26 protein-coding genes are annotated in these 25,230 nt (G+C 51.0%); 10 read left to right on the forward strand and 16 right to left on the reverse strand.

The features are described 5' to 3' along the window. The first annotated feature begins 8 nt into the window (after window positions 1-8). Window positions 9-854, forward strand: a complete 846-nt coding sequence (gene hslO, locus WCN91_RS06710) for an Hsp33 family molecular chaperone HslO (RefSeq protein ID WP_342677495.1) — start codon at window positions 9-11, stop codon at window positions 852-854. 271 nt (window positions 855-1,125) lie between these two features. After that, window positions 1,126-2,664 carry a phosphoenolpyruvate carboxykinase gene (locus WCN91_RS06715; protein WP_105199998.1) on the forward strand — a complete coding sequence of 513 codons (1,539 nt, stop codon included), beginning with the start codon at window positions 1,126-1,128 and terminating at the stop codon, window positions 2,662-2,664. Between the two features lie 117 nt (window positions 2,665-2,781). On the opposite strand, the gene envZ is transcribed toward WCN91_RS06715, so the two are convergent. From envZ to greB, 3 genes are all read right to left on the reverse strand, one after another. Further along, the gene (gene envZ, locus WCN91_RS06720) at window positions 2,782-4,101 is read right to left on the reverse strand and encodes a two-component system sensor histidine kinase EnvZ (protein ID WP_342677497.1); all 1,320 of its coding nucleotides are present in this window, start codon (window positions 4,099-4,101) and stop codon (window positions 2,782-2,784) included. After that, window positions 4,102-4,821: an osmolarity response regulator transcription factor OmpR gene (ompR, locus tag WCN91_RS06725; RefSeq protein ID WP_105188058.1), complete on the reverse strand. Its 720-nt coding sequence runs from the start codon at window positions 4,819-4,821 to the stop codon at window positions 4,102-4,104. Between the two features lie 100 nt (window positions 4,822-4,921). Then, window positions 4,922-5,404, reverse strand: coding sequence for a transcription elongation factor GreB (greB, locus tag WCN91_RS06730; RefSeq protein WP_342677501.1), 483 nt, complete (start codon window positions 5,402-5,404; stop codon window positions 4,922-4,924). A 76-nt stretch (window positions 5,405-5,480) separates the two neighbouring features. Here greB and WCN91_RS06735 point away from each other — a divergent pair, with 76 nt between their 5' ends. From WCN91_RS06735 to WCN91_RS06745, 3 genes are all read left to right on the forward strand, one after another. Then, on the forward strand, window positions 5,481-5,795 hold the full coding sequence (locus WCN91_RS06735) for a hypothetical protein (RefSeq protein ID WP_342677503.1): 315 nt from the start codon (window positions 5,481-5,483) through the stop codon (window positions 5,793-5,795). A 37-nt stretch (window positions 5,796-5,832) separates the two neighbouring features. Next, on the forward strand, window positions 5,833-6,411 hold the full coding sequence (locus WCN91_RS06740) for a CBS domain-containing protein (protein WP_342677505.1): 579 nt from the start codon (window positions 5,833-5,835) through the stop codon (window positions 6,409-6,411). A 136-nt stretch (window positions 6,412-6,547) separates the two neighbouring features. Next, on the forward strand, window positions 6,548-8,863 hold the full coding sequence (locus tag WCN91_RS06745) for a Tex family protein (protein WP_342677507.1): 2,316 nt from the start codon (window positions 6,548-6,550) through the stop codon (window positions 8,861-8,863). Between the two features lie 60 nt (window positions 8,864-8,923). On the opposite strand, the gene WCN91_RS06750 is transcribed toward WCN91_RS06745, so the two are convergent. After that, on the reverse strand, window positions 8,924-9,232 hold the full coding sequence (locus WCN91_RS06750; RefSeq protein ID WP_342677509.1) for a hypothetical protein: 309 nt from the start codon (window positions 9,230-9,232) through the stop codon (window positions 8,924-8,926). A gap of 62 nt (window positions 9,233-9,294) precedes the next feature. Next, the gene (gene bioH, locus WCN91_RS06755) at window positions 9,295-10,041 is read right to left on the reverse strand and encodes a pimeloyl-ACP methyl ester esterase BioH (protein ID WP_342677511.1); all 747 of its coding nucleotides are present in this window, start codon (window positions 10,039-10,041) and stop codon (window positions 9,295-9,297) included. Between the two features lie 250 nt (window positions 10,042-10,291). Here bioH and WCN91_RS06760 point away from each other — a divergent pair, with 250 nt between their 5' ends. Beyond that, the gene (locus WCN91_RS06760) at window positions 10,292-10,981 is read left to right on the forward strand and encodes a ComF family protein (protein ID WP_342677513.1); all 690 of its coding nucleotides are present in this window, start codon (window positions 10,292-10,294) and stop codon (window positions 10,979-10,981) included. Between the two features lie 79 nt (window positions 10,982-11,060). Here WCN91_RS06760 and WCN91_RS06765 read toward each other — a convergent pair whose 3' ends face one another. Continuing rightward, window positions 11,061-13,628 carry a M14 metallopeptidase family protein gene (locus WCN91_RS06765; protein WP_342677515.1) on the reverse strand — a complete coding sequence of 856 codons (2,568 nt, stop codon included), beginning with the start codon at window positions 13,626-13,628 and terminating at the stop codon, window positions 11,061-11,063. 149 nt (window positions 13,629-13,777) lie between these two features. Between WCN91_RS06765 and nfuA the strand changes: the two genes are divergently transcribed. Together nfuA and WCN91_RS06775 are read left to right on the forward strand one after the other, a co-directional pair. Then, window positions 13,778-14,353, forward strand: a complete 576-nt coding sequence (gene nfuA, locus WCN91_RS06770; RefSeq protein ID WP_342677517.1) for a Fe-S biogenesis protein NfuA — start codon at window positions 13,778-13,780, stop codon at window positions 14,351-14,353. Further along, complete coding sequence (locus WCN91_RS06775) at window positions 14,331-14,627, forward strand: hypothetical protein (RefSeq protein WP_342677519.1); 297 nt, start codon at window positions 14,331-14,333, stop codon at window positions 14,625-14,627. Before nfuA ends, WCN91_RS06775 begins: the two co-directional genes overlap by 23 nt. Here WCN91_RS06775 and dinF read toward each other — a convergent pair. Next, window positions 14,572-15,843 (reverse strand): MATE family efflux transporter DinF, encoded by a 1,272-nt coding sequence (dinF, locus tag WCN91_RS06780; RefSeq protein WP_342677566.1) that lies wholly within the window; start codon window positions 15,841-15,843, stop codon window positions 14,572-14,574. The genes WCN91_RS06775 and dinF overlap by 56 nt on opposite strands. A 42-nt stretch (window positions 15,844-15,885) precedes the next feature. Here dinF and WCN91_RS06785 point away from each other — a divergent pair, with 42 nt between their 5' ends. Further along, window positions 15,886-16,941 carry a polysaccharide deacetylase family protein gene (locus WCN91_RS06785; protein WP_342677521.1) on the forward strand — a complete coding sequence of 352 codons (1,056 nt, stop codon included), beginning with the start codon at window positions 15,886-15,888 and terminating at the stop codon, window positions 16,939-16,941. Here the strand turns inward: WCN91_RS06785 and WCN91_RS06790 are convergent. The 5 genes from WCN91_RS06790 to WCN91_RS06810 are packed head-to-tail and all read right to left on the reverse strand — an operon-like array spanning window position 16,919 to window position 20,662. Further along, window positions 16,919-17,524 carry an SCO family protein gene (locus WCN91_RS06790; protein WP_342677522.1) on the reverse strand — a complete coding sequence of 202 codons (606 nt, stop codon included), beginning with the start codon at window positions 17,522-17,524 and terminating at the stop codon, window positions 16,919-16,921. The genes WCN91_RS06785 and WCN91_RS06790 overlap by 23 nt on opposite strands. Then, a complete protein-coding gene (gene cyoE, locus WCN91_RS06795; RefSeq protein ID WP_342677524.1) occupies window positions 17,514-18,422 on the reverse strand; it encodes a heme o synthase in 909 nt (302 codons plus the stop codon). Before cyoE ends, WCN91_RS06790 begins: the two co-directional genes overlap by 11 nt. A gap of 18 nt (window positions 18,423-18,440) precedes the next feature. Continuing rightward, window positions 18,441-19,430 (reverse strand): COX15/CtaA family protein, encoded by a 990-nt coding sequence (locus WCN91_RS06800; RefSeq protein ID WP_342677526.1) that lies wholly within the window; start codon window positions 19,428-19,430, stop codon window positions 18,441-18,443. Between the two features lie 10 nt (window positions 19,431-19,440). Beyond that, complete coding sequence (locus WCN91_RS06805) at window positions 19,441-19,944, reverse strand: transmembrane cytochrome oxidase associated protein (protein WP_342677528.1); 504 nt, start codon at window positions 19,942-19,944, stop codon at window positions 19,441-19,443. Then, entirely contained in the window at window positions 19,931-20,662 is a 732-nt protein-coding gene (locus tag WCN91_RS06810) for an SURF1 family protein (RefSeq protein ID WP_342677530.1), read from the reverse strand. The genes WCN91_RS06805 and WCN91_RS06810 overlap by 14 nt, the downstream gene beginning before the upstream one ends. Window positions 20,663-20,691: 29 nt before the next feature. Between WCN91_RS06810 and WCN91_RS06815 the strand changes: the two genes are divergently transcribed. Further along, a complete protein-coding gene (locus tag WCN91_RS06815; protein ID WP_342677532.1) occupies window positions 20,692-20,994 on the forward strand; it encodes a DUF2909 family protein in 303 nt (100 codons plus the stop codon). Here the strand turns inward: WCN91_RS06815 and WCN91_RS06820 are convergent. The 4 genes from WCN91_RS06820 to coxB are packed head-to-tail and all read right to left on the reverse strand — an operon-like array spanning window position 20,894 to window position 25,035. Continuing rightward, window positions 20,894-21,769, reverse strand: coding sequence for a cytochrome c oxidase subunit 3 (locus tag WCN91_RS06820; RefSeq protein ID WP_342677534.1), 876 nt, complete (start codon window positions 21,767-21,769; stop codon window positions 20,894-20,896). The genes WCN91_RS06815 and WCN91_RS06820 overlap by 101 nt on opposite strands. A gap of 18 nt (window positions 21,770-21,787) precedes the next feature. Next, window positions 21,788-22,330: a cytochrome c oxidase assembly protein gene (locus WCN91_RS06825; protein WP_342677536.1), complete on the reverse strand. Its 543-nt coding sequence runs from the start codon at window positions 22,328-22,330 to the stop codon at window positions 21,788-21,790. Beyond that, complete coding sequence (gene ctaD, locus WCN91_RS06830) at window positions 22,331-23,905, reverse strand: cytochrome c oxidase subunit I (RefSeq protein WP_342677538.1); 1,575 nt, start codon at window positions 23,903-23,905, stop codon at window positions 22,331-22,333. It abuts the gene before it with no gap. Continuing rightward, window positions 23,902-25,035: a cytochrome c oxidase subunit II gene (gene coxB, locus WCN91_RS06835; protein ID WP_342677540.1), complete on the reverse strand. Its 1,134-nt coding sequence runs from the start codon at window positions 25,033-25,035 to the stop codon at window positions 23,902-23,904. Before coxB ends, ctaD begins: the two co-directional genes overlap by 4 nt. Window positions 25,036-25,230: the final 195 nt, after the last annotated feature.

Consider the following 25,230-nt stretch of genomic DNA (forward strand, 5'->3'; position numbering starts at 1 on the left):
AGAAACACATGCAGCAAGATCAACTACATCGTTATATTTTTGAACAACTCGACGTACGCGGCGAGTTAGTGCAAGTAAGTGACGCTTTCACCCAAATGGTTGAAGGTCGTAACTACCCGGACCCGGTTAAAAAGCTGCTGGGCGAGCTATTTGTAACGACTTCTTTACTCACAGCAACCTTAAAGTTTCAAGGTCATATTAATGTGCAAATCCAAGGGGATGGCCCGGTTAAATTTGCCGCAATTAATGGTGACCACGAACAAAATATGCGCGGTGTTGCCCGTATGCAGGGTGAAGTAAAAAGCGACAACCTGCTTGAGCTGATGGGTAAGGGTCATATGATTATCACCATCACTCCTGTTAAAGGCGAGCGCTACCAGGGCATAGTGCCATTAGAGCATGACACCTTGGCAAAATGTGTTGAGCAGTACTTTACTCAGTCAGAGCAACTGCGCACGCGCCTGTGGTTTGCCACCGATGTCACCGAGGGCCAAGAGCGCGCCGCAGGTTTATTTTTACAAGTACTGCCGGTGCACAAGGATAAATCGGAAGTCGATTTCAGCCATTTAGAAGCCCTGAGCGACACGGTTACCAGCGATGAGCTGCTCAACCTCGATGCCCATACAGTGCTAACGCGCCTTTATCACGAAGACAACCCCCAGCTGTTCGAGCCACAGCCGATTCGCTTTAAATGCACCTGTAGCCGTGAAAAAACCATGGACGCCTTGGTTAATATAGGCCTGGAAGAGTTGCTCGACGACGTACATCAAAATGGTGAGATAGTGATCAGCTGTCATTATTGCCTGACTGATTACCGTTTTAACGAAGAACAGATTAAAGCGATTTTTAATTAATATAAGCCGAAACGAAGGCGATAAAAAACTCGGGTTATTAACGCCCGAGTTTTTTTATGAATAAAAATGACACCGGTATCATAAGAAGATGCACTTTTCATGACACCGGTATCACTGAAATTATTCATGTTTTTTCACCTAAAACGGGCATTTTTAGCGACTTCAAAGCTCGTATATGCACAAACCATCTGTTACTATAATTTGCATATCAAAGCACTCTCACACCGCTTTAGATTAACCGTTCAATCTCTCACAACTTTTAGGTAAAAACATGACTTCAAGCGCTACTCGTTTTGTTGATCTTACAACTGCAGAACTAATCGAGCAGGCAATTCGCCGTGGTGAAGGTTCTCTTGCTGCTAACGGAGCTTTCGTGGCTAAAACTGGTCGTCGTACCGGCCGCTCTCCTAACGATCGTTTTATCGTAAAAGAGTCTAGCACCGAGAACGATATCCAATGGGGTAACGTTAACCGTCCTTTCGATGCTGATAAATTCAACGCCCTTTGGGAGCGAGTTGAGAATCATGTATCGCAAAACGACCACTTCGTTTCTCACCTTGAAGTAGGTGCGGATCCAGAGCACTACTTACCAATCGTTGTAACCACTGAAACTGCTTGGCACCATGTTTTCGCTAAAAACATGTTTATCCAGCCTGAGCACTTCAACAAGGCCAACATGCCACAGTGGCAAATTCTAAATGTACCTTCATTTGTATGTGAGCCAGAGCGTGACGGTACAAACAGTGACGGAACGGTAATCATCAACTTCGCAGAGCGTAAAGTACTACTTGCTGGTATGCACTACGCCGGCGAAATGAAAAAATCTATGTTCTCAGTACAGAACTTCCTACTTCCTGCTAAAGGCGTGCTACCTATGCACTGCTCTGCAAACGTAGGCGAAGCAGGCGACACTGCCCTGTTCTTCGGTCTATCCGGTACTGGTAAAACAACTCTTTCTGCGGATCCAAGCCGTTTCCTAATCGGTGATGACGAGCACGGCTGGGCACCTGGCAGCGTATTTAACATCGAAGGCGGTTGTTACGCGAAATGTATCGACCTGTCACAGAAAAACGAGCCAGTTATTTGGGATGCTATCCGCTTCGGCACCATCCTTGAGAACGTTGTTCTAGATGACACACGTACTCCTGATTACACAGATTCATCACTTACGCAAAATACTCGTGCTGCATACCCACTTGAGCACGTAGCCAAGCGTAAAGAAGAAAACCGCGCTGGCGAGCCTAAGGCCGTGGTCTTCCTAACTTGTGACGTAAGTGGCGTACTACCTCCTGTTTCTGTACTAAGCGAAGAAGCAGCTGCATACCACTTCCTAAGCGGTTACACAGCGAAAGTAGGTTCAACTGAAATCGGTTCAACTTCTGATATCGAATCAACCTTCTCTACTTGTTTCGGTGCACCTTTCTTCCCTCGCCCAGCTGGCGTTTACGCAGAGCTTCTAATGAAGCGCGTTCGTGAGTTCGGTGCCAAGGTATACCTAGTAAACACAGGTTGGACTGGTGGTCCTTACGGCGTTGGTAAGCGTTTCGACATCCCGACTACGCGTGCCGTTGTTGATGCTATCGTATCTGGCAAACTAGCCGACGTTGAAACTCAGCACATCGACGTACTAAACCTAGACGTACCGGTAGCCGTACCTGGCGTTGATAGCGCGGTTCTAAACCCAATCAACACTTGGAACGACAAAGAGAAATACGCAGAATACGCACAGAAACTAGCGAACGACTTTAACGAGAACTTTGCTAAGTACGACGTATCTGACGCCATTAAACAAGCTGGCCCTAATAGCTAAAGGGTCGACTTATTTAACTTAGCCATAGCGCTGAGAATTCGCACCAACGCCAGCTTTATGCTGGCGTTTTTGTTGCTAGAGCCTGGCGAAATCAGCAGACAGGAAGCAACGCCGGTGTTACGCCGGCGTTTTTATAGGTAGGTAGATGGTGGCACACAAACCACCTTCTTTGCGGTTTCTTAATTCCACCCGGCCGTTATGCATGGTGATAATGCGCTTAATAATGGCAAGACCCAGACCACTGCCCTCACTGCCACGGGCCTGATCGCCCTGAGTAAAGGGCGCAAACACCTTTTCCAGCTCCGACTCGGGAATACCCGGCCCACGGTCTTTTACGCTCACACAGACATAAGTTTTACGGGCGTTATAGTGGGTCACCACATCAATATCGGCGCTGGAGTAGCGCAGCGCATTTTCAATCATATTGGTCAGCACCCGCTTAATGGCTACATGACTCATGGGCACATTGGGTAAACTGGGGTTCGGGTAAGCACTTATCTTTCGCCCATCTACGCGCCTATGCTGCTGCTCCGCATGCACTACCTCTTCCACCAAAGCATTTAGATCTTCCTTTTGATAATCGCCCTTATCATGGTGGCGCAGGTACTCGATAAACTGGTCGATAATGGCATTCATATCTTCGATATCATGAATTATGCCTTCACGCAGGTAGTCTTCATCGTCAGACATCATTTCCGTTGCCAGACGAATGCGGGTTAAAGGGGTGCGCAAATCGTGGGAGACCCCCGCCATTAGTAAGCGCCTGTCCTGCTCAAGGGCGGCTATGCTCCGCGACATCTGGTTAAAGGCCTTGGTTACCTCGACCATTTCCGTCGAACCTTGCTCATCCACCTCGGTACTGAAATCTCCCTTACTCACCTTAATAGCCGCTTCCTGCAACGCCTTTAATGGACGGTTGAGGTGACGAGCAAAGAGCCAGCCACCAAGCACACTGAGAAAACCGATACTGGTCAGGTAAAAGGTTAAGAATTCGATATTGGCTTCGGTAAAACCCGACAGCGGCACTCGCACCCAATAACCCGGTGCCTGCGGTGGCTCTATCCAGTAAACCAAGGGATCGGTTTGACTGATGCGCACCCGCGCCGAGCCATTGAGCTGCTGCGACATAATATTGGAGAGCATGGAATACTCTCGCGCTTCGCCTAGACCATTAATATAGGCATCGCGCTGAGTTAATATCTCAATGCCGGTTTCCTCAAGGAAACGCTTGGACACCTCATCGCTCACCTCCACGCCGTCATTCACGCCGATAAACACGGTTTTTACCTGCTTGGCGAGCATAATATTAACCTGCTCTATGGTCGGCTTCACCACATAAAAGCTCACCGCCACATAAGACACCACCTGATTTATCAGTAGCAGGGCGCCAACCAGAAAAACCGTTTGTCCAAAAGCGCTTCGAGGAAGTAAGTGCATCTATTTATTGCCATCGGGTACGAATACGTAACCTAGTCCCCAAACGGTTTGAATATAGCGAGGATTGGCGGCATCCACCTCTATCATCCGCCTTAGGCGCGACACCTGCACATCGATACTGCGCTCCAAGGCGCTGTAGTCACGGCCCCGAGCCAGGTTCATTAGCTTGTCTCGGCTCAACGGCTCGCGAGGATGCGAAACCAAGGCTTTAAGTACAGCGAACTCGCCGCTGGTCAGGGAGATCACCTCATCGCCTCGGGTCATTTCCCGGGTCGCCAGATTAAGGGCAAATTCACCGAATTTCACCAGGTTCTCTTCCGCAGAAGGAGCACCAGGTACCTCTTTGGCGCGGCGGCGCAGAATGGCCTTTACACGGGCCAGCAATTCACGGGGATTAAAAGGCTTAGGGATATAATCATCGGCACCGAGTTCCAGGCCGATAATGCGGTCTACCTCGTCCCCTTTCGCCGTCAGCATGACAATTGGAATTTCGTTTTCCTTTTGTCGTAAACGACGGCAGATTGACAGGCCGTCTTCACCGGGCAGCATTAGATCCAGCACCATAAGGTGGAAGTTTTCCCGCTCCAGCAATTTATCCATTTGCTCTGAGTTGGCGGCACTGCGAACGATAAAGCCCTGCTCAACCAGGTACCTTTCTAGCAGGCTGCGCAAACGCATATCATCATCGACAACGAGGATTTTGGTGGTTTCTTGTCCCATGTTCTTGCTTAATTGTTCTTGTTGTAACCTTAACTATATGCGAAATACCCGAGTTGGGAAACGCCCAAGGACGATAACATTGTTACATTTGTTTTCCGCCTTACTCTCCCCCTTGCTGATAGCAAATACTATTGATATACCACAATTTTCGACCATTAGGCGTGCTCACCCAGGCCTCGTCATCAACCTCCTTTTTCAATAAGGCGCGAGCCATAGGGGCATCGATGGAAACCACGGCCTTGTTATCATAAATTTCATCTGGGCCAACGATTTGAAAGGCCAGCACTTCACCTTGCTCGTCTTCAACCTCCACATAGGCGCCAAAAAATACCTTACCTTCTTGCTGCGGGCTGTAATCTACCACTCTCAGCTCGTCCAATCGCTTGCGTAAGTATCTGACTCGGCGGTCAATTTCCCGCAGGCGCTTCTTGTTATATTGGTAATCCGCATTCTCAGAACGATCGCCAAGGCTTGCCGCCCAGGCTACTTTTTTTGTTACTTCCGGGCGCTCGGTTCGCCATAAATGGTCGAGCTCGGTTTGTAATTGCAGATAACCACGGCGGGTGATTAATTTCGTTTTCATAAATAATGTTCAGTTTTCGTTCATATGATCAGGGTCATATTTACCCTAGGTAGTAATTTTATAGGCAGGTGATGGTATGCAAAAGTACAACTTGAAGTACAACCTGCTATTTGTGTTTGCCTTGTTTGCCCTTTGCGGCCTACTCGCAAGCCAGCATTTATTCACCTCAGCTGCCAACTCCAGTGACCAGTATAGCCTTACCCTACAGGTGGATACGGCACAAACTATCAATCATGATAGCGATAATGATCACGACCCTGAGCATCCGCTAAACCCAGCCATTAAGCAAGCCGCTTTAACTAACACCCATGTGTCGGTAGCGCCTGGTGCGCCGCTTAGCCGCCGAGTGTTCACGGCAGCACAACAAAGGGCACCGCCACACTTCTCTTAAGAAACTGTTTTATTTACAATTTTTTTGGAGAAATATCATGACTAATTTTAATTCATTACGTACACACCATATTCTTGATGGCGCTCAATTAGCGAGCGCTCACGAGTCACACTTACAGCTAGATACCAACAGTGGCGCCTTGAGTCTGTTGCAAGACTTCACCCTGCAAAGCCCCATTTGTGTGCAGGCCAACACTCCGCTGACGGCGGCGCGCAAACTGGCCAGCAACACGCCAACGGATGCGCTTATGGTGCTTAATGAGCAAGGTCAGGTGATAGGAGTCACCTCCAGTGTCGAGCTGCAAAGTATTCGTGTAACCACCCAAGCCCTGCAGCTTGGTCTCAAACCCAGTGAACTGATGGTGCACGATGTTATGCGCTCTTTGCACACACTGCCATGCATCAGCATGTTGGCGGTACGCAATACTAGCCTAGGCAATGTGCTTAGCACCATGGAGCACACCGGCAGCTTCTATCTGCTGGTGACCGAGAATGAGCAGATCCGCGGTATTCTCTGCGCCCGTAAGATAGCCAAAACCCTGAATATTAGTTTGGATATCACCCCGGTGGCGCAGTCTTTTCAGGATGTGGTTGCCAGCGTTGAACACCCTCACTAACAGGCCATTTTAAGGCACTTTAAATGCGGGTCACGAACGACAAATTTGCCCTGTCGTTCGTGACCAGCTGTGATATTATCCAGTTAATTTTACTCGTATTAGCCCTACTTTTGGGCACCAAGATATAAGGTTATTAATGGCTAATCTCACCACGATTCTGGCGCAGGAATTACAAGCGCAAGAACATCAAGTGCTAGCAGCAACCAAGCTTTTAGATGAAGGCGCCACGGTGCCATTTATTGCCCGTTACCGTAAAGAAGTAACCGGTGGCCTGGACGACACCCAATTACGTACTTTAGAGCAGCGCTTAGGCTATTTACGCGAGCTTGAAGAGCGCCGCCAATTCATCATTAAAACCATTAGCGAACAAGATAAGTTAACGCCGCAGCTAAGCGCAGATATTGCCGCCGCCGCGACTAAAACCGAACTTGAAGACCTGTATCTTCCCTATAAACCTAAGCGCCGCACCAAGGGTCAAATAGCCATTGAAGCAGGCCTTGAGCCCTTGGCCGATGCCCTGCTTAACGACGCCAACCTGGAGCCAGAAAGTGAAGCGGCGCGTTTTGTTGATGCCGATAAGGGCATAGCGGATAGCAAAGCAGCCCTAGAAGGAGCCCGCTATATTTTGATGGAGCGCTTTGCCGAGGACGCCAAGTTACTGGCCAAGCTGCGTAGCCACATCAAACAGCATGGCCATATTAGCAGTGCAGTGATCGCCGGTCAGGAAAAAACCGGTGCCAAGTATCAGGATTATTTTGAGCACAGCGAAGCCATCGCCAGCATTCCATCGCACCGCGCCTTAGCCATGCTGCGCGCCCGTAACGAAGGGGTGCTAGCGCTGAATATTAACCCGGATGCGCAAAGCGAAGATGGTCAGGCCCTGTGCGTTAACATGATTGCCCGCCACTTCAATCTTGCCATCGAAGGCAAGGCAGCCAGCCAATGGTTGGCACAGGTAGCCCAGTGGACCTGGAAGGTAAAACTGGTTCTGCATCTGGAAAATGAATTTCTTGCCAATATGCGCGAGCAAGCCGAAACCGGCGCCATAGATGTGTTCGCTAAAAACCTGAAAGACCTGCTTATGGCAGCCCCTGCGGGCGCCAAGGTAACCCTGGGTCTGGATCCGGGTCTACGTACCGGCTGTAAAATTGCCGTGGTTGATAGCACGGGCAAGCTGCTTGGTACCGCCACCATTTTCCCTCATGCGCCACAAAACCAATGGGATAAGTCCTTGCGCACGCTGGAACAGTTATGCCGCCAGCACAAGGTGGAGCTGATCGCCGTAGGTAACGGTACTGCCAGCCGTGAAAGCGATAAACTGGTTGCCGAACTAATTAAAGCGGCGCCAGAATTGAAATTAAGCAAGGTAATGGTCAGCGAAGCCGGTGCCTCCGTATACTCGGCATCCGAGTTTGCCGCTCAGGAATTCCCGGATCTTGACGTTTCTCTGCGTGGTGCTGTGTCTATCGCCCGTCGTCTGCAGGATCCTCTCGCAGAGCTGGTAAAAATCGAACCTAAATCCATAGGTGTGGGTCAATACCAGCATGATGTATCGCAAAGCCAGCTAGGGCAAACCCTGACCTCTGTGGTTGAGGACTGTGTAAATGCCGTGGGCGTTGATGTGAACACCGCCTCGGTGCCGCTACTGACTCGCGTTTCCGGCTTAAACAAAACCCTGGCCCAGAATATCGTTAAGTACCGCGATAGCAATGGTGCCTTCGCCAAGCGTAGCGAATTGAAAAAAGTTGAGCGTTTAGGGCCAAAAGCATTTGAGCAAAGCGCCGGCTTCCTGCGCATTGTCGGTGGTACAGATCCATTGGATGCTTCTGCGGTTCACCCGGAAGCTTACCCCCTGGTTAAGAATATTTGCGCCGCCAATGATCAGGATATCGCCCATTTGATCGGTAATGCCGAGGTGTTGAAAAACCTTAAAGCTGCGGACTATACAGACGAGCAATTCGGCCTGCCCACGGTCACCGACATCATCAGCGAACTGCATAAGCCGGGCCGCGATCCACGCCCTGAGTTTAAAACCGCGGCATTTAAGGCCGGCGTAGAAACCATTAATGACTTAAAGCCCGGCATGGTGCTTGAAGGCGTGGTATCGAACGTTGCTAACTTTGGTGCCTTTGTCGATGTGGGTGTCCATCAGGATGGCCTAGTGCATATCTCGGCGCTAACCGACAAGTTTATTAGCGATCCTCGCGAAGTGGTTAAGGCCGGCGATATAGTTAAGGTCAAGGTGATGGAAGTCGACAGTGCCCGCAAGCGTATCAGCTTTACCATGCGCCTTAATGACGAGCTGCCAGCAGCAGGTGCCAAAAGCACAGCTAAGCCGGCGGCAAAGAAGACTGCAGCACCAAGCAAGAAGGGCAATAATCGCAGCAAGGATCAAGGCAATGCCGCTATGGGTAATGCTTTTGCCGAGGCCTTTGCCAAAATGAAAAAGTAATGGCTTAAAACTTTGAGAAACGCAGCCTAGGCTGCGTTTTTTTATGCTTGTAATTGGCTACTAGGCGCGAATATCGATAATGGTGCCCAATAGTTCATCGGCACTGCTAATCACCCTGGCGCTGGCCTTGGCCTGCAATTCGGCAACCTGTAAATTCACCAGCTCCTGCTCGAGACGCGGCGTTTCCGCTACCGGTGCTATCAGAGTTTCACCATTACTCGCCCCCTGAGGCTGACGTCCAAGTTGTAATTGCTGAGTGTCTAGCTGTGCTGTAGTAGCGCGATTGATATTGGCACTGGCTTGGGTCGCATCCTGCTGGGCACGGGCAAAGCCATCCATTCCCGCATTAAAAATCATTGCTACCGTCATCTCAGCTCTCCGAGGTAAGTTTCCAATTATTATTGCGCAAAAAACACACTACTTAAATACAACTAAAGCATGGCTTTTAAGGCCGCGACAAACTCATCCTTATGGGAGATAAAAGGCGCATGAGATGCCTTATCCAACACTTCTATATCCAAGTGCGGCCTTAAGCGCTGCATCTGCTCTATGGCTTTATAAGGCACTAGCGCATCCAAGCGCCCAAAAATAGCGCCAATGGGCTGCTTAAGGTGAGCAAATTCCTGTCTTAAGTCCTGATACTCCAGGATTTCCAAGCCCTGCTTAAGCACCTGCTCTGAAGTGCTGGGCGCCTTTTTGATCAGCGCTTTAAGCTGTTTAATATCCTGACGCGCCGACTCACTGCCCATGGCCTGAATAGCAAGAAAGCGCTCTATGGTTTTATTGCTGTTTTCCACCAGCTGCTGATTAAATTGCTCTAACACCGCATTCTTAATGCCTGGCCAGTTCGAACTATGGCTAAAAAATGGTGTCGAGGCGACCAAGATCACCTTGCTGACCTTATGCGGATAAAAGTGCGCCAGATACAAGGCAACCAAACCACCAAGCGACCAGCCAACGAGAATAGAGCCGTCTTGTAACTGCTCCGCTAATTGCTTGGCCATGGTCGGCAGATCCGAGTGAAACCCTTCACTCTCGGTCGGCTGGGCATGGCCATAACCGGGCAAGTCCAGAGCCCGCACCTCGCCGTCAAAAATAAAGTTAAGCTCTGGACGAACCAACTCCCATACCTCACGATTCATACCCCAACCATGAAGCAACACCAGTTGTTTTTGCATTTAACCTGTTCCGCATCCACTATTAACAATACCAATTCACTTAAATAGCTAATCATTCTAGCGGGCTAAATATCATGTTAACTGCGTTGGACTTTTTATATGTAGAATAACTACATAATAAAAATTCCGCCTTGTTATCACGTTATTTATCCTGCGCTATATCTGATCACAAACTTAAAGGAATTGGTATAAAACCCTGTCGCGCCGCGCGCCGACACCTGCATTATTAACGTGAATAAAGGCTTATGCAATGGACGCATTCACAAAAGCCTGTGCCTGGCTGTTCCCGCAGTACTGCCAGCTCTGTGCTCAGCCCCTCAGTGGCGGACAGCAAGTATGTGCCCACTGCATCAAGGCTTTTAACGGCATAAATACAGATCTAGAGGAAGATCTGCTGTTGCGCGCCGATATTCAACGCCAGTTTCCACTGCGTTATATAGACAGTTTGCAGGCCCTGGACTGGTATCGCCCTCCCCTGTCGACCTGGTTAAAGCAGTATAAATATCAACAACGCATGTATCGCCAGGTGGCCATCTCCAGCCTGCTTAGTCATTATTTTGCGCAGTTGGCCACCCAGCCCAGCTGGCACTGGCCGCATCTTGTCGCCCCTATTCCCTTGGCACCTTCACGGCTGGTTTGGCGTGGCTTTAATCAGGTGGTGCGGCTATGGCAGGACGCCCTGCCGCCCCAGCTGTTTGTCACCAACCTATTAGAGCGACACCATTCAACCCGGGCTCAGGCCAGGCTGGGTGCCAGGCAAAGACGCAAAAACCTGGCCCAGGCCTTTAACCTTAAGGCCGATGTGCATAATCTTGATATTGCCTTGGTAGATGATGTGCTGACCACGGGGGCAACCTTGGATAGCGCCGCAAAACTTCTCAAAGCAGCGGGAGCTCGCTCGGTGTCGGCCTGGGTCGTGTGCTTGACCGCGAAAACATAAAAAAGCCGGTTTTTACACCGGCTTTTGCTTAGGAGAGAACTATTACTGGAAAGAGTAAAGTTACTCGAAAATGTAAAACTTACTCGCCGCTGGCATCTATATGGGCGCCAAAGAATAAGGCATTACTGAAAATACGGCTGCTGCCATACCAAAAGCCCCTGAATACCGGGTTGTCCGTCATAGCCACCACAGCACCACGACCATAGCTATGGGCAAGGATGGCACCCCCATTGGCGATTTGTGCCAGGTTTTGCTCATGGGTAAAACCGGCAAGCAAGGGTTTTTCCGTATAGGTCGCCACATTCACAAAAGGCACGGACGCTTGCTCCAGCAAGAAGGTACCGTTCTTAAATACCGGCAACTCATCCCTAGTGAGTGAATAACTCAATGGATGGCTCAAATCGACCTTGGTATTAAAAATCGCGCCGGCAATACGCTGCTTACCCGCCAGCATATCCCTGTCGCCATAATTCAGACCTTGGGTAGAAAAGGCCGCTGCCATATCTTTACGGGACAAGTAGCTGGCCTTTAATATCTGCTCATCGGCCAAGAATTGCGCCCCACCCTTATGACCCCAGATCACACCGCCATTACGCACCCAGGTATGTAGCGCGGCTTTAAATGACTTGGCCAAACTGGCATAGCGGCCATTGGCAAAAACAATATGGGTGTAATTATTTAAGTCGATATTGGTTAACTCATCGGCCTCGATAATACTCGGCGTTAAGCCCACATGGCGGTCAAGGTAATACCAAAGTTCGCCCACTTCATACTGGCTGCTTTGCTTGCCACCCACCAATAGCACCTTGGGCAACTTTACCGGCGCCAACTGGCGTGAACCCAGGTCAACGCCACGACTGGTTAACCCTGAGTCTATGCCGTGCAGATCAATATCAAACTCAGCACTGACCTGGTTTAATATCGCTAGCCAATCATCGCGCTGCTGCAATCCTGCGGCGATCACAATTGAACCGGCGGCCAGCTCACGGTTTTGACCATCACTGCTGGCGGTAAAGGGTGCCAAAGCAACGCGCGCCTCTATACCTTGCTGCAATAGCTTGGTTAACAACTTAGGTGCGTGATAATCGAACCACTCAAAGGCAAAGGCATAATGAGGCTGCAACACCTGTTGCGAGGCACTGCTGCTCGGTGACCAGGGCTGCGCCGCCACATCTATGCCGCGAACGCTATTAAGCTCTTTAAATTCCAGGTTAAAGGCATGGGCCAAGGTCCAGCCGGAAACGTCATAGAAGGTGTTATCGGCAAAGCTCTGTTGCTCGCTAAAAATACTCTTGATCAAGCGATATTGGCGCTGAGACAAGGGCACCAGGTAACTGCTTTGGGCCGCAAACTGCTGCTTGTCCACGGTCGCATCTTCTTGCAGCGCATAAGCATCTATCTGATGTTGCGCCAAAATAGAGAGGAAATAACGCAACCGGGTCGGATCTTTTGGCGCACCAACCACATAGCCCTTTATCTTGTCTTTATCGGCAAGCTGGCTCGCCTTGGCAAAGAAATCTTGCTGATAATCAAGCAGCTGCTGGCGTTTTTCAAGTACGGCATCAAAGGTAGAAAAGTTGGTTAGCAGCTGATTTTTAATGGTAAATGGAAATTCCAAACGACCATTTATGGTGTCCTGCACATGGCCGCGACTGCTGCCCTGCTCAAACAAAATACCGACGCTGCCGTTTACATCCGGGTAGGTTGAGCCCTTGCCCACATAAAAGTCATCGAATGATTCCTCGGTAAAATACAGGCGATCATGACTGTCGAGAATACGAGCGTGGTGCTCGGCTATGGCCTTGGTCAAATCCACGTTTTCGTCAGGCGTCAGCGGGTTTTTACGACTAGGAATACCGGGCTGGAAGAAAAAGGTGCTGTTTGGCCCCATTTCATGGAAGTCAGTCAGCACATTGGGCTGCCAGCGCTGAAACTGAGCGATACGGGCTTGCGATTCAGGGTGCTGTAGCAATAACCAGTCGCGGTTAAGATCGAACCAATAATGGTTGGTACGGCTGCTTGGCCAGTTTTCATTGTGCTCACGGGTATTGGGATCGGCGCTCGGCACCATGGCGCGGTTAGAGTTAGCCCAGTTGGCGAAACGAGCCAGCCCGTCCGGGTTTAACGAAGGGTCGAGCAAGATCACGGTTTCCTGCAACAGGCGCTCAACGCGCTGATCCTGTGCCGCGGCCAGATAATAAGCCACTAACAGCGCGGCGTTACTGCCGGAAGGCTCATTGCCATGGACGCTGTAACCCATATACATGACTGCCGGTGCAGTTGCCGTTGTGGCAGCAGAGGAGCCCTTGCCTTCGCCCGTCACTCGGGCCAGGTGTGTTTGGCGTACTTGTTCAATATTAGCCAGGCGCTCGGGTGCGGCTATGGTCAGCATCACCAAAGGGCGCTGCTCATGGGTATAGCCTATGGTTTGCATTTGCACGCGGTCGCTGTGCTCGGCCAGCTCGCGCATATAATAAACCAGCTGATCATGACGCACATGCCACTGGCCAACCTCATAACCCAGTACCGATGCCGGCGTGGGCACCTTGGGATCAAATTGAACTTCATCACCAAAATAATAGCTCAGCGGCTGGGCAGCCAGGGATGAAGCAAAGACCGTTAACAATAAAAATAGAATTCGACGCATTAGTATAACAGTGAATTAAAAACCATATCCTCACGCTACCATTGGCTTAAAATTAAGCCAACTTTTTACGTTCAACACTGGCGGCAACGCGACGAGCGGAGTATCATAGCCATTAACCGAGTAAAACAGTCAAGTATAGTGTTGTTACTATGATCACAATTTCAGAAACCGCGCAAAGTCATTTTGCAAAACTGCTTTCAGAACAAGCAGATGGCACCAATATCCGTGTATTCGTTGTCAATCCTGGTACCTCTCAAGCCGAATGTGGCGTGTCGTACTGCCCGGCCGATGCGGTTGAAGAAGATGACATTCGTCTTAACTTCAACGGTTTTGATGCGGTAGTAGACAAAGAAAGTGCGCCTTTTCTAGAAGAAGCGGAAATCGATTTCGTAACCGATAAAATGGGCACACAATTGACCCTTAAGGCACCTAATGCCAAGGCCCGTAAGCTATCAGACGATGCCTCGCTGGAAGAGCAGGTTGATCATATGCTGCAAACCGAGGTAAACCCTCAGCTTGCCAACCACGGCGGCCAGGTACAATTGGTTGAAATCACAGCCGAAGGCATTGCCGTGCTGCAGTTTGGTGGCGGCTGTAATGGTTGTTCTATGATCGATATCACGCTAAAAGAGGGTATCGAGAAGGAAATGATCGCTAAATTCAGCGAAATCACCGGTGTGCGTGATATTACCGAACACAACCGTGGCGACCACTCCTACTACTAAGTTTGCGGCGCTGATCTACCGCTTGGGCTCAGAGCCCAAGCGCAGCCTCAAACGCTTCCTTATTGGCCTCGGCCTCTTCGCTCTTGCCGTCGCCTTTATTGCCCTCGGCTACTTTTATCAGCCCTGGTGGCAAATTCCCGGTCTCTTGTTGCTCGCAGTGGCATTATTTTTCGCCATCTGGGGTTATCTCGGCATTTTTGCCAATCGCTTTGCTCAGGTTATTGCAGCAACGCATCCGCCTTTACCAGTTGACGATAACGCACCGCCAGACTAATACCGCGCAGCGCCATAAAGGCACTCATGGCCGCCCACAGGGCATGATTCCCCCAGCCCTGAGTTAACAAAAATACCCCGAAAAAGCCCACTAAGGCAGACAACATCATGGTATTGCGCATATCCTTGGCGCGCATCAGGCCAACAAAAATGCCATCGAATAAAAAACAACTCATAGCAATAAGCGGCATCAGCACCAGCCAGGGCAAATAGGCGATAGCCAGGCTGTTCACCTCAGGCACATCGGTAAGTAAACGTATTACCTGCTCCCCAAAAATATAGAATCCCAAGGCGTAAAGCACTGCAAATAAAGTGCCCCACTGTAAGCTAATACTTACCCACATTCTAATTCGATGCACGGATTGCGCCCCACGCGCCTGCCCCACCTTGGCCTCGGCGGCATAGGCAATGCCGTCCATAGCAAAGCTGATCAAGAGCAAAAAGTTCAGCAGCACCGCATTGGCGGCCAGCACCACATCCCCTAAGCGGGCACCGTAAAAAGTCATAAAACTAAAGCACAGCTGCAACATTAAGGAGCGCAGAAAAATATCGCCATTGAGGCGCAGCAAGGAACCCAGTTGCAGCAAGCGGGCGCCGAAGGACCAACACCAGTGCAACTCTAGCTTGGCAAACAGACGAGATACCAACCACAAGGCAAAGGCCAAAGCGCAGTAATCGGCGATCACCGAGGCCAGCGCCGCGCCCTTAACACCCCAGCCAAAGCCGACCACAAAGAGAATATCCAAAGCAATATTGACCACATTGGTGAGCAGCACCAGTAAAAATGGCCCACGCCCGTATTGCACACCGAGCATCCAGCCCAGCAGCACCAGATTTGCCAAGGCCGCTGGGGCGCTATAAATACGAATATAAAAATAATTAAAGGCCTGCTCCATGGTTGGCTGCGAAGCATCGGCAAGCAGTGCCATCAGCGACCCCAAAGGTTTTTGCAGCAATAACAAGAGCAACGCCACCGCCAGTGCCAGCAGCAGGCTTTTTTGCAGCGCCTGCACCAGTTCCTGCTTGTCTTCGGCGCCAAAAGCGGCGGCGATAAGCCCGGTAGTGCTCATACGCAAAAATCCGGCGAGCCAAAACAAGATGGAAATAACCGTTGCACCCAAGGCAATTCCTGCTAAATAATGGGCGCTGCCGAGGTGGCCGATAACCGCGGTATCAACCAGGCCTAGTAAAGGCACCGTGATATTAGATAGAATCATGGGCCCGGCAAGCAGCAATAAGCTTTTATGGTGAGTGTTGTTATGTATAGAAAATTGTCCCATTTGCTCTTCTCTTTATGCGCCCTGTATGGCGCCTCTGCCCAGGCTGCGGTTATTTTACAGTATCATCACGTTAGTAAAACCCTGCCCAAGGTAACCAGTGTCGAAGCCGACACCTTTCGTGCCCATTTACAGTATTTGCAGCAGCATGAATTTAAGGTCGTTGCTCTGGATACATTGCTCAATGGCTTACAGCAAGGGCAAGCGTTTGACGATAAAACTGTGGCCATCACCTTTGATGACGGCTACGACAATAATATCGAGCAGGCCGCTCCCATACTGGCGGAGTTTGGCTACCCCTACACGATTTTTGTGAATCCAGCCTTGATCGACGAACAAAAAGGCTATGTGATGACCTGGGCAGAGCTCAAGGAGCTCAGTAAACAAGGCGCCCTGATCGCCAACCACAGCAGCCGTCACGATTATCTTCATCATCGCCTTGAAGGAGAAAGCGAAGAGCAATGGCGCAGCCGCATTAAAGCCGATCTCACCCATGCGGAAAAGCGCATCGAAGAGGAAATTGGCTACAGCCTGAAATACCTGGCCTACCCTTATGGCGAATTCGATAAGGCACTGCAAGAGGTGGTGAAAGAGTTAGGCTATACAGGCATAGGTCAACACTCAGGTGCCATGGGCCCGGGCAATGATTTTACCCGCCTGCCACGCTTTCCAGCTTCTGGTTTTTATGCCGACTTGGACACCCTGGCGACCAAGCTGGAGTCCCTGCCATTTGCCCTAGCAAACATCGACTATAGCGACACTGTAACCGCCGAACTTCGCCCTATGGTGACCTTGGAGTTTGCCGAAAAGGGCTTTCATAACAAGCAGTTTGCTTGTTATGTCTCCGGCCAGGGGCAAGCCGAGATCAAATGGTTGGATGGCAAGCGCGTGACAGTGCAGGCTAAGCAGGATTTAAAACCCGGCCGCGCCCGCTATAACTGCACCGCCCCATCGCTGCATAAATCGGGGCGCTATTTGTGGTTCTCCCAACCTTGGGTGATCACCCAAGATGAGACTAACCGGGGTAATAGTCAATAATAGCCTTTAGCTCGCGTACCATGACCTCGGTATTTATGGTGGGTACCGAGCCGGCGGCAAATTCCGGCTTAAAGATGGCGCGGATCTTCCCATGCGGGTCCACCAGCACCACGGAAGCACTGTGATCCACCAGGTAGTCACCTTCTTGCTGCTCGCTAATGGCATACATCAACCCCAGGTTTTGCACAAAAGGATAGAGATCCTGGTGCGGGGCAGAAACCGCCTTGTACTGAGGATTAAAGTAGGTGATATATTGGCGGCGTTTCGCCGCCGTATCCCGCGCTGGGTCCACAGATATAAACCACACATTCAGGTCAGGTTCCTTTACCTGTGTCTCGACCTGGCGCAGTTTCGCCAGCGTCATAGGGCAGACATCCGGGCAGCTGGTATAGCCTAAAAACAGCAGATCCCACTGCCCCTGTAAATCGGCCACACCGACTCGCTCGCCATGCTGATCTTCCAGACTAAAGGCATTTATTTCCCGCGGCTGCTCATACACTAGAGCCTCCACCTGCAATTCCGGCTTGGTGCAACCCAGTGTCAAGCTTGTAAGCGCCCCAATCAGCCACCACTTAAGCGACATAAAATACCCACTTATCAATAAATAATGCGACAAAGAGTAACATTAAATGCAAGATAGAGAACTTAAAAACACGCATTGCCGATTGATGTTGAGGCTCGCGCTTTAAGCGCCAGGCATAGGCGATAAACATCAGGTTAAGCGCCGATGCCGCCAGCAGATAGAAGAGCCCAGACATACCAATCAGATAGGGCAACACACAGACCAGAGCCAAAAGCACGGTATAACCCAGCACACAGGTTTTACAAAAATCGATACCATGAGTCACCGGCAGCATGGGAATATTGGCGCGGCGGTAATCCGCTTCACGGGCAATGGCCAGAGCCCAGAAGTGCGGCGGCGTCCAGGCAAAAATAATCATCACCAAAAGCCAAGGAGCGGCGGCCAGCTGCCCGGTTTCACTCACCCAGCCCAACAAGGGCGGCATGGCACCGGCCAAACCACCAATGACGATATTTTGCGGCGTTGCCCGCTTCAGAAACAGGGTGTAGACCACGGCATAACCAACCAGGGCCAGCAGGGTTAACAAGGCGGTCAGCCAGTTAGCGGCTCCGACCAAGGCAACAAAGCCAATGCCACCAATCAGCGCAGCAAAGGCAAAGCCTCGCCCTTCACTGACCCTACCCTGGGCCACCGGACGATGGCGGGTACGCGCCATCTTGGAGTCTATTTCGCGGTCGACAATATGATTGACCACCGCCGCCGCCGCCGATAACAGACCTATGCCGAGCAAACTGATCAGCTGCAGCACCCAGGATCGCCCCATATCCGGCGCCAAGGCCAGGCCAACCCAGGCGGTCAGCACCAGCATCAGCACCACCTTGCCCTTGCACATGGCCAGATAATCGCGCCAGCTTGTTGAGCGCGCCAAAGAGGGTGTTAAGGTTATTGCTTTACTCATAATTCTTCTCCTTTGCGCCTAACATTTTCGTTTTTGTAAATAGCACAACCGCACCAGGGTCAGCAGTAAGAGCAGAGCCATCAGGTTATGGGCCAGCGCCATCAACAAGGGGATCTGCATATAGATCAAAGCGATACCCAAAGTAAGCTGGGTCGCCAAAGCGGCACCGACCGCTAAGGCCGCATTTTTAATAGTGCGCGAATAGGCGCCCTTAAACACCCGCCACATGGCCGCGCCGACAATCAAGAGTGTTATCAGGGCGCCAAAGCGGTGTAGCAAGTGAATGGACATGCGCGACTCGTAGGAGAGCACCCCATACTCATAATTGGCATGCTCCATAGGCAAATGGAATACCTCGGCCAGGGAAAAGGCCTCGCTGCCTTCACACAAGGGAAAGCCAACACAATGGGCGGCGGCATAATTGGCTGCCAGCCAGCCCCCTAAGGCAATCTGCACCACTACCATGCACAGAGCCGCCATGCTCCAGCCCTGCAATGCTCTAGCACCTGGGTCGCCACCGGGCACAGGGCGACTGTGGTTACGTAAATACAAGAGCCATAACAGGCTGGCGATGGAGAAACCACCGAGTAGGTGACCCATCACCACCAGCGGCTGCAGGTTCATGGTCACAGTCCACATACCCAACATGGCCTGGAAGATCACCAAGAGCAAAAGCACTGTGGGCAACCGCACCGGCATACGGACATGCTTGCCATAGCGCCAGGCATACAAAGCAATGGCGAGGATCAACAGCCCCAAGGTGCCGGCAAAGTAACGATGCACCATTTCCTTCAATGCTTTACCCTGATCCAGTTCCATACCGGGAAAGTTTTCCTCCACCGCGGCGATTTCGTGGGCCTTATCGGGCACGGTTAAAAAGCCATAACAGCCGGGCCAGTCGGGACAACCCAGCCCAGCATCGCTCAATCGTGTATAGGCCCCCAGACCCACCACCAACACGGCCAATAAAGCCGTAGTTAACACCAGAAATTTATAGTTTTTTGTCATACTGGCCTCTTTAACTGCTACGAGCATAATTAAGTAGTTTTTTTAAGTCCTTCAACAATCCCTTGTGTACCAAACGATTGGCGTCGGCTTGTGGAGCAAAGTCATACTCCAGAACCACCAAACCATGGTGGTCGATTAAATACAGGCTGCCGGCATTAAGCTGTGCCGGAGCGCTGTTAATATGAATGCTGGGCATGTCTTGCGCCTTTGCTGCTGCTTCGCCCAACACGGCAATACGCACCTTGTCTTTGTTTTTACCCAGAGCCACATAGAGCGACTGCAGGTCCTGCCATTGCTGCGCACAGCCCTGACAGGGCTCGGTATTCACCAGGGCTATGGTCCAGGGCGATGGTGGTAATTGCTGCCAGTCGCTCACTTCCACCTGCTCGCTCATCAGCCGCCCTTGATTACTCTTATGGCCGGGCAACCAGCCGAAATATAAAACCGCCACAGCGGCAACAATTGGCAGCAAAAAGCAGCCGATAAATAACATAAGGGGTTTAGGTAGCTGCATGCGTTCTCCTTGCTCGCCAATAGGCACTTAAAGCAATCACCAGGGCCGCCAGGGCGATTAAAAACCACTGCCAGGCGTAGGCCTTGTGCTTGTCAGCCGACATGGTGACCGGCTGGTAATGAGGGGTGGCGCCTATGCCATCAATGGCATCTTGGGCATAGACCATAAAGGGATAAATGGGTTTGCGGGTTTGCTCGCTCATCTGGGTGATGACGATTTCTTGAATACGTTTGGGCCAGCCCTGCTCCACCAGGGTTTCGCTCAGGGTGAACTGTGCCAGTGGGCCTTCCTTGACCAAGGCCTGAGTCAGGGTGAGCTCTGATGGCAAGGCTATAGTGGGCAGCTCATTGCGCTGGCTCGGTGCTGGCACAAAGCCCAGATTGACCAACAGCCAGTTACTGGAGCCTGGCGCCAAGGCCAGTACCAGCAGATCATAACCGACCCGACCTTGATACACCTGATTGTCCAGCAACCAGTATTCGCTCTGCAGCTGAGCATCAAAGCGTACCTGCAAACCTGTGGCATCTTCGCTTTCGATATAGCGCAGCGCCTTGGTTAAAGGCATAACCCCCTGAGCCGACCAGGAATCCAGCAGCTGTTGTCTTTGCTGTTTTTGTTCTGCCCGCTCAAGCTGCCAAAAACCCAAGCGAGTACAAACAGTTACCGCGAGGATAACCAGCCCTATCCATAAAATTGCGCTAAGCTTAGCTGTAAACACTCAACCACCAACCTCGGAGTATCCGTATCTTGCTTATTAAAATTATAATTATTGCGCTCTTGCTGACCGTCATTTACACCCTTTTCCGCGCCTTACTGGCGATGATAAAATCCGATAACAAGGTGCCTATGTCGCGCTATTTGGGCAAACGCATCGCCCTGTGCATCCTTGTACTTATTATTATTTTGCTGGCGCAGCAGTTTGGTCTGCTGCGCTTTAATCCATCACCGATCACAACACATACACAAATACAAACAGGCACAACCACACCACATCTACAAAGTGCCAGTACCAGGCCGCTGCCTGAAATGCGAAGTGCTTTTCACTGCTAAAGTGCCCCTTTAATACCCGGATAAACACCACAATAAGCATTATGGTACCCAGGGTTACGTGCAGGCCGTGAAAGCCGGTTAGCATAAAGAAGGTGTTGCCATAAATGCCGGAATCCAGCTTCAGCCCTAAGTCCTGATAGGCGTGTATATATTCATAAACCTGCAAGCCAAGGAAGCTAAGCCCCAAAAGGACGGTTAATAGCAAAAAGAGCGTCAGTGGCCCGCGCTTATCTTTTTCAATGGCGGTGTGCGCAAACTGCAAGGTCACCGAAGACACCAAAAGGATAATGGTGTTGATAAGTGGCAGCCCCTGCCAGCCCATGGCCTGGGTTGTTGTGCCACCTGGGGTGCTTTCCAGCGGCCATGCCGATGTGAATTCAGGCCATAACACTTCGCCCGTCATCACATTATTGCCATCGCCACCGAGCCAAGGCACCGCCAGCATACGGGCGTAAAACAGCGCGCCGAAGAAGGCGGCAAAGAACATCACCTCGGAGAAAATAAACCAGCTCATGCCCTGTCTGAAGGAGCGGTCCATTTGCATTGAGTAGAGACCGCCGTGGGATTCGTTGATCACATTACGAAACCAGCCCACCAGCATATACAACAACACGGCAATACCGGCAAATAACAGATAATGACCATGGCTGCTTTCCTGCCCCATTTGCATCACGGTTAAGCCCGCACCGGCGGCAATAAAGAACAGCGCCACCGCACCGACTATCGGCCAGGGACTTTGCGCCGGCACATAGTACTTTTGATACTCTTCACTCATATTCATGCCTCATTTGGGTTATCGCGCCGACGCCACTAACGACTCGGGATGCTTGGCGCTGATATCAAAAAGCGTATATGACAGCGTTAGCTCCTCGTACTCGGGGGGCAACGCCGGATCGACATAAAATCTTAATTGATATTCTTGTTTTTCGTTGGCTTGCAGGGTTTGCTGGTCAAAGCAAAAGCAAGCCAGTTTATGTAGATATTTTGCCGCTAAACCCGGAGAGACAGACGGAATAGCCTGCATCACTCGGGCTTGATCACTGGTATTGGCTGCCGCAAAGGTCACCAGGCTCATCTCGCCGGGCTTAACCACCACAGACTGCTGCTGGGCGCTGACCTTAAAGGGCGCACCGCTTTGGGCATGAGTGGTAAAGCTCACGGTAACCTCACGGCTGTTATCCACCCGCTCGCTTTGTTGCGCCTGCTCCATGGAAGGCTTGCCATTAAGGCCGGTGACATCACAGAACACGTCGTACAAGGGCACCAGCGCAAAGGCAAAGGCGAACATGGCCAGGGTGCCTAATAACAGCTTTCTTAACAGCGGCATATGGTTCATTTATTTCACCTCGGGCGGCGTTTCAAAGGTGTGATAAGGCGCTGGTGAAGCCACCTGCCATTCCAAGCCCTCGGCTCCGTCCCAAACCTTAGCCGGCGCTTTTTCACCGCCCTTAATGCACTTAAACACCACAGCAACAAACAGCAGCTGCGACAGGCCAAAAGCAAAGCCGCCGATACTGATAATGGCGTTAAAGTCGGCAAACTGCAGCGCATAGTCGGGGATACGGCGTGGCATACCCGCAAGGCCAACAAAGTGCATGGGGAAGAAAAGCACATTGACGCTGATTAAGGACATCCAGAAGTGCCACTTCGCCAAGGTGGGGCTGTACATATGCCCGGTCCATTTCGGCAGCCAGTAATAAGCGGCGGCCATAATGGAGAACACAGCGCCAGTTACCAGCACATAGTGGAAGTGCGCCACCACGAAGTAGGTATCATGGTACTGGAAATCCACCGGCGTAATGGCCAGCATCAGGCCGGAGAAACCGCCCAGGGTAAAGAGCACAATAAAGGCGATGGCAAACATCATGGGCGCTTCAAAACTGATGGAGCCGCGCCACATGGTTGCCACCCAGTTGAACACCTTGACCCCGGTGGGCACGGATATCAGCATGGTGGAGTACATAAAGAAGAGCTCACCAGCGAGCGGCATGCCGGTGGTAAACATATGGTGCGCCCACACAATGAAAGACAACAAGGCGATGGACGCGGTGGCATACACCATGGAGGAGTAGCCAAACAGTTTTTTGCGCGAGAAGGCGGGCACTATGGTGGAGATAATACCAAATGCCGGCAAGATCATTATGTACACCTCGGGGTGACCGAAGAACCAGAAAATATGCTGGAACATCACGGGATCGCCACCACCGGCGGCATTAAAGAAATCGGTGCCGAAGTATTTGTCCGTCAGTACCATGGTCACCGCCCCGGCCAGCACCGGCATTACCGCAATCAACAGGAAGGCGGTGATAAGCCAGGTCCACACAAACAGCGGCAGTTTCATCCACTTCATGCCCGGCGCGCGCATGTTGACGATAGTCACTATGACGTTAATGGCACCCATAATGGAGCTGATCCCCATGATATGGATGGCAAATACAAACAGCGCTGTGTTGTCGTTACTGTAAGTGGTCGACAAAGGCGCGTAGAAGGTCCAACCAAATGCCGGGCCGCCTCCTTCCATAAACAGGGAGGCTAACAAAATGGCAAAGGCAAAGGGCAGGATCCAGAAGCTCCAGTTATTCATGCGCGGCAAGGCCATGTCCGGTGCCCCGATCATCATGGGGATCATCCAGTTAGCCAGGCCGGTAAAGGCCGGCATTACCGCACCGAAGACCATGATCAAACCATGGACTGTGGTCATCTGGTTAAAAAAGTGCGGATCAACCAGTTGTAATCCCGGCTGGAACAGTTCGGCGCGGATCACCATGGCCATGGCACCGCCGGTTAAAAACATCAGCAACGAAAACAGCAGGTAAAGCGTGCCTATGTCTTTATGGTTCGTGGTAAAGAGCCAGCGTTTAATACCAGTTGCAGGCCCGTGGTGTTCATGTGTCGCAGCGGCTGTACTCATTGTTCTTCCCCATCAATAAAGGCCTGAATTGCACTTGGTTGCACAACATCGCCGGTGTCATTACCGAACGCATTACGCTGATAGGTGATAACACCCGCTAGCTCTTTAAGTGTGAGCTGGCTAACAAATGCCTGCATGGCGGTGCCTGGTTTACCGTGCACCACAATATCGATGTGATCTTTAATTTCGCCAGTTGCGATTGGGCTGCCCTTGATAGCAGGGAACACCCCGGCAAGGCCCAAACCTGTGGGTTGGTGACAGGCGGCACAGCGGGCCATATAAGCCTGCTCGCCCAGAGCCATCAGCTCGTCTTTTGATAGAGTTTGGTCAAGCAAGGCCGCATCGGCCTGGGCTTGGTCCAACACAGCCTGTTTTTGCCCTGCCAGCCAGGTATCGAATTCCGCCGGTGCCTTGGCCTCAACTACCACGGGCATAAAGCCGTGGTCTTTACCACACAGCTCGGCACATTGGCCGCGATAGATACCGGTTTCGTTAACCTTGGTCCAGGCCTCATTGATAAAGCCTGGGTTGGCGTCTTTTTTCACCGCAAAGTCCGGCACCCACCAGGAATGGATAACATCGTCCGAGGTCATCAGGAAGCGTACTTTTTTACCGGTTGGGATCACCAGTGGCTTATCCACTTCAAGAAGGTAGTTCTCGCCTTTCTTCTGAGCGTTCTGAATTTGTTCCTGTGGCGTGGCCAGTAAGGAATAAAAGCCCACATCATGGCCCATATACTCGTAATGCCACTTCCACTGCGAGCCGGTGATCTTTATGGTGATATCGGCCTTGCTGGTATCTTCCATGGCAATCAAGGTCTTGGTCGCAGGTACCGCCATGCCGATAAGGATAAGAAAGGGAATTGCGGTCCAAATAATTTCGACCTTAGTGCTCTCGTGAAAAGATGCGGGCTGCGCACCTTTTGACTTACGGTGCCTTAGTAAGGCCCAAAACATGATAGTGAACACTATCACCCCAATCACACAACAGATTATAAATATCGTCATGTGTAACTGGTAAACATTCTCGCTGATATCCGTCACCCCTGGGCGCAAATTATAATCACTATTTGCAAAAGCCAAGTGCGGGGCAAACAGACACAGCAACATGAGGGAGCACAGCTGCTTCATGTACCATCTCCTTAAAACGCGCAACGCAAAAAGAGAAGAGGCAATTACTGCTAGCCAATCTTCATTATTATTATGCTTAGAACTGGCCGATTACATTTACTTTACACAAAGCGATTAAAAAGCAACCAGCAAAGCCTGTAATCTAACCAATTAGTCAAGATTTGAACGAATAGCAAGAAATGAAGCGTTTTTGTT

Source organism: Pseudoalteromonas qingdaonensis (assembly GCF_038739665.1).
Lineage (GTDB): Bacteria > Pseudomonadota > Gammaproteobacteria > Enterobacterales > Alteromonadaceae > Pseudoalteromonas > Pseudoalteromonas qingdaonensis.

What these genes read in the sequence shown, in the direction of transcription:
- hslO (WP_342677495.1), top strand. Translation starts at nt 9, where the DNA reads ATGCAGCAAGATCAACTACATCGTTATATTTTTGAACAACTCGACGTA.
- WCN91_RS06715 (WP_105199998.1), top strand. Translation starts at nt 1,126, where the DNA reads ATGACTTCAAGCGCTACTCGTTTTGTTGATCTTACAACTGCAGAACTA.
- envZ (WP_342677497.1), bottom strand. Translation starts at nt 4,101, where the DNA reads ATGCACTTACTTCCTCGAAGCGCTTTTGGACAAACGGTTTTTCTGGTT.
- ompR (WP_105188058.1), bottom strand. Translation starts at nt 4,821, where the DNA reads ATGGGACAAGAAACCACCAAAATCCTCGTTGTCGATGATGATATGCGT.
- greB (WP_342677501.1), bottom strand. Translation starts at nt 5,404, where the DNA reads ATGAAAACGAAATTAATCACCCGCCGTGGTTATCTGCAATTACAAACC.
- WCN91_RS06735 (WP_342677503.1), top strand. Translation starts at nt 5,481, where the DNA reads ATGCAAAAGTACAACTTGAAGTACAACCTGCTATTTGTGTTTGCCTTG.
- WCN91_RS06740 (WP_342677505.1), top strand. Translation starts at nt 5,833, where the DNA reads ATGACTAATTTTAATTCATTACGTACACACCATATTCTTGATGGCGCT.
- WCN91_RS06745 (WP_342677507.1), top strand. Translation starts at nt 6,548, where the DNA reads ATGGCTAATCTCACCACGATTCTGGCGCAGGAATTACAAGCGCAAGAA.
- WCN91_RS06750 (WP_342677509.1), bottom strand. Translation starts at nt 9,232, where the DNA reads ATGACGGTAGCAATGATTTTTAATGCGGGAATGGATGGCTTTGCCCGT.
- bioH (WP_342677511.1), bottom strand. Translation starts at nt 10,041, where the DNA reads ATGCAAAAACAACTGGTGTTGCTTCATGGTTGGGGTATGAATCGTGAG.
- WCN91_RS06760 (WP_342677513.1), top strand. Translation starts at nt 10,292, where the DNA reads ATGGACGCATTCACAAAAGCCTGTGCCTGGCTGTTCCCGCAGTACTGC.
- WCN91_RS06765 (WP_342677515.1), bottom strand. Translation starts at nt 13,628, where the DNA reads ATGCGTCGAATTCTATTTTTATTGTTAACGGTCTTTGCTTCATCCCTG.
- nfuA (WP_342677517.1), top strand. Translation starts at nt 13,778, where the DNA reads ATGATCACAATTTCAGAAACCGCGCAAAGTCATTTTGCAAAACTGCTT.
- dinF (WP_342677566.1), bottom strand. Translation starts at nt 15,843, where the DNA reads ATGATTCTATCTAATATCACGGTGCCTTTACTAGGCCTGGTTGATACC.
- WCN91_RS06785 (WP_342677521.1), top strand. Translation starts at nt 15,886, where the DNA reads ATGTATAGAAAATTGTCCCATTTGCTCTTCTCTTTATGCGCCCTGTAT.
- WCN91_RS06790 (WP_342677522.1), bottom strand. Translation starts at nt 17,524, where the DNA reads ATGTCGCTTAAGTGGTGGCTGATTGGGGCGCTTACAAGCTTGACACTG.
- cyoE (WP_342677524.1), bottom strand. Translation starts at nt 18,422, where the DNA reads ATGAGTAAAGCAATAACCTTAACACCCTCTTTGGCGCGCTCAACAAGC.
- WCN91_RS06800 (WP_342677526.1), bottom strand. Translation starts at nt 19,430, where the DNA reads ATGACAAAAAACTATAAATTTCTGGTGTTAACTACGGCTTTATTGGCC.
- WCN91_RS06805 (WP_342677528.1), bottom strand. Translation starts at nt 19,944, where the DNA reads ATGCAGCTACCTAAACCCCTTATGTTATTTATCGGCTGCTTTTTGCTG.
- WCN91_RS06820 (WP_342677534.1), bottom strand. Translation starts at nt 21,769, where the DNA reads ATGAGTGAAGAGTATCAAAAGTACTATGTGCCGGCGCAAAGTCCCTGG.
- WCN91_RS06825 (WP_342677536.1), bottom strand. Translation starts at nt 22,330, where the DNA reads ATGAACCATATGCCGCTGTTAAGAAAGCTGTTATTAGGCACCCTGGCC.
- ctaD (WP_342677538.1), bottom strand. Translation starts at nt 23,905, where the DNA reads ATGAGTACAGCCGCTGCGACACATGAACACCACGGGCCTGCAACTGGT.
- coxB (WP_342677540.1), bottom strand. Translation starts at nt 25,035, where the DNA reads ATGAAGCAGCTGTGCTCCCTCATGTTGCTGTGTCTGTTTGCCCCGCAC.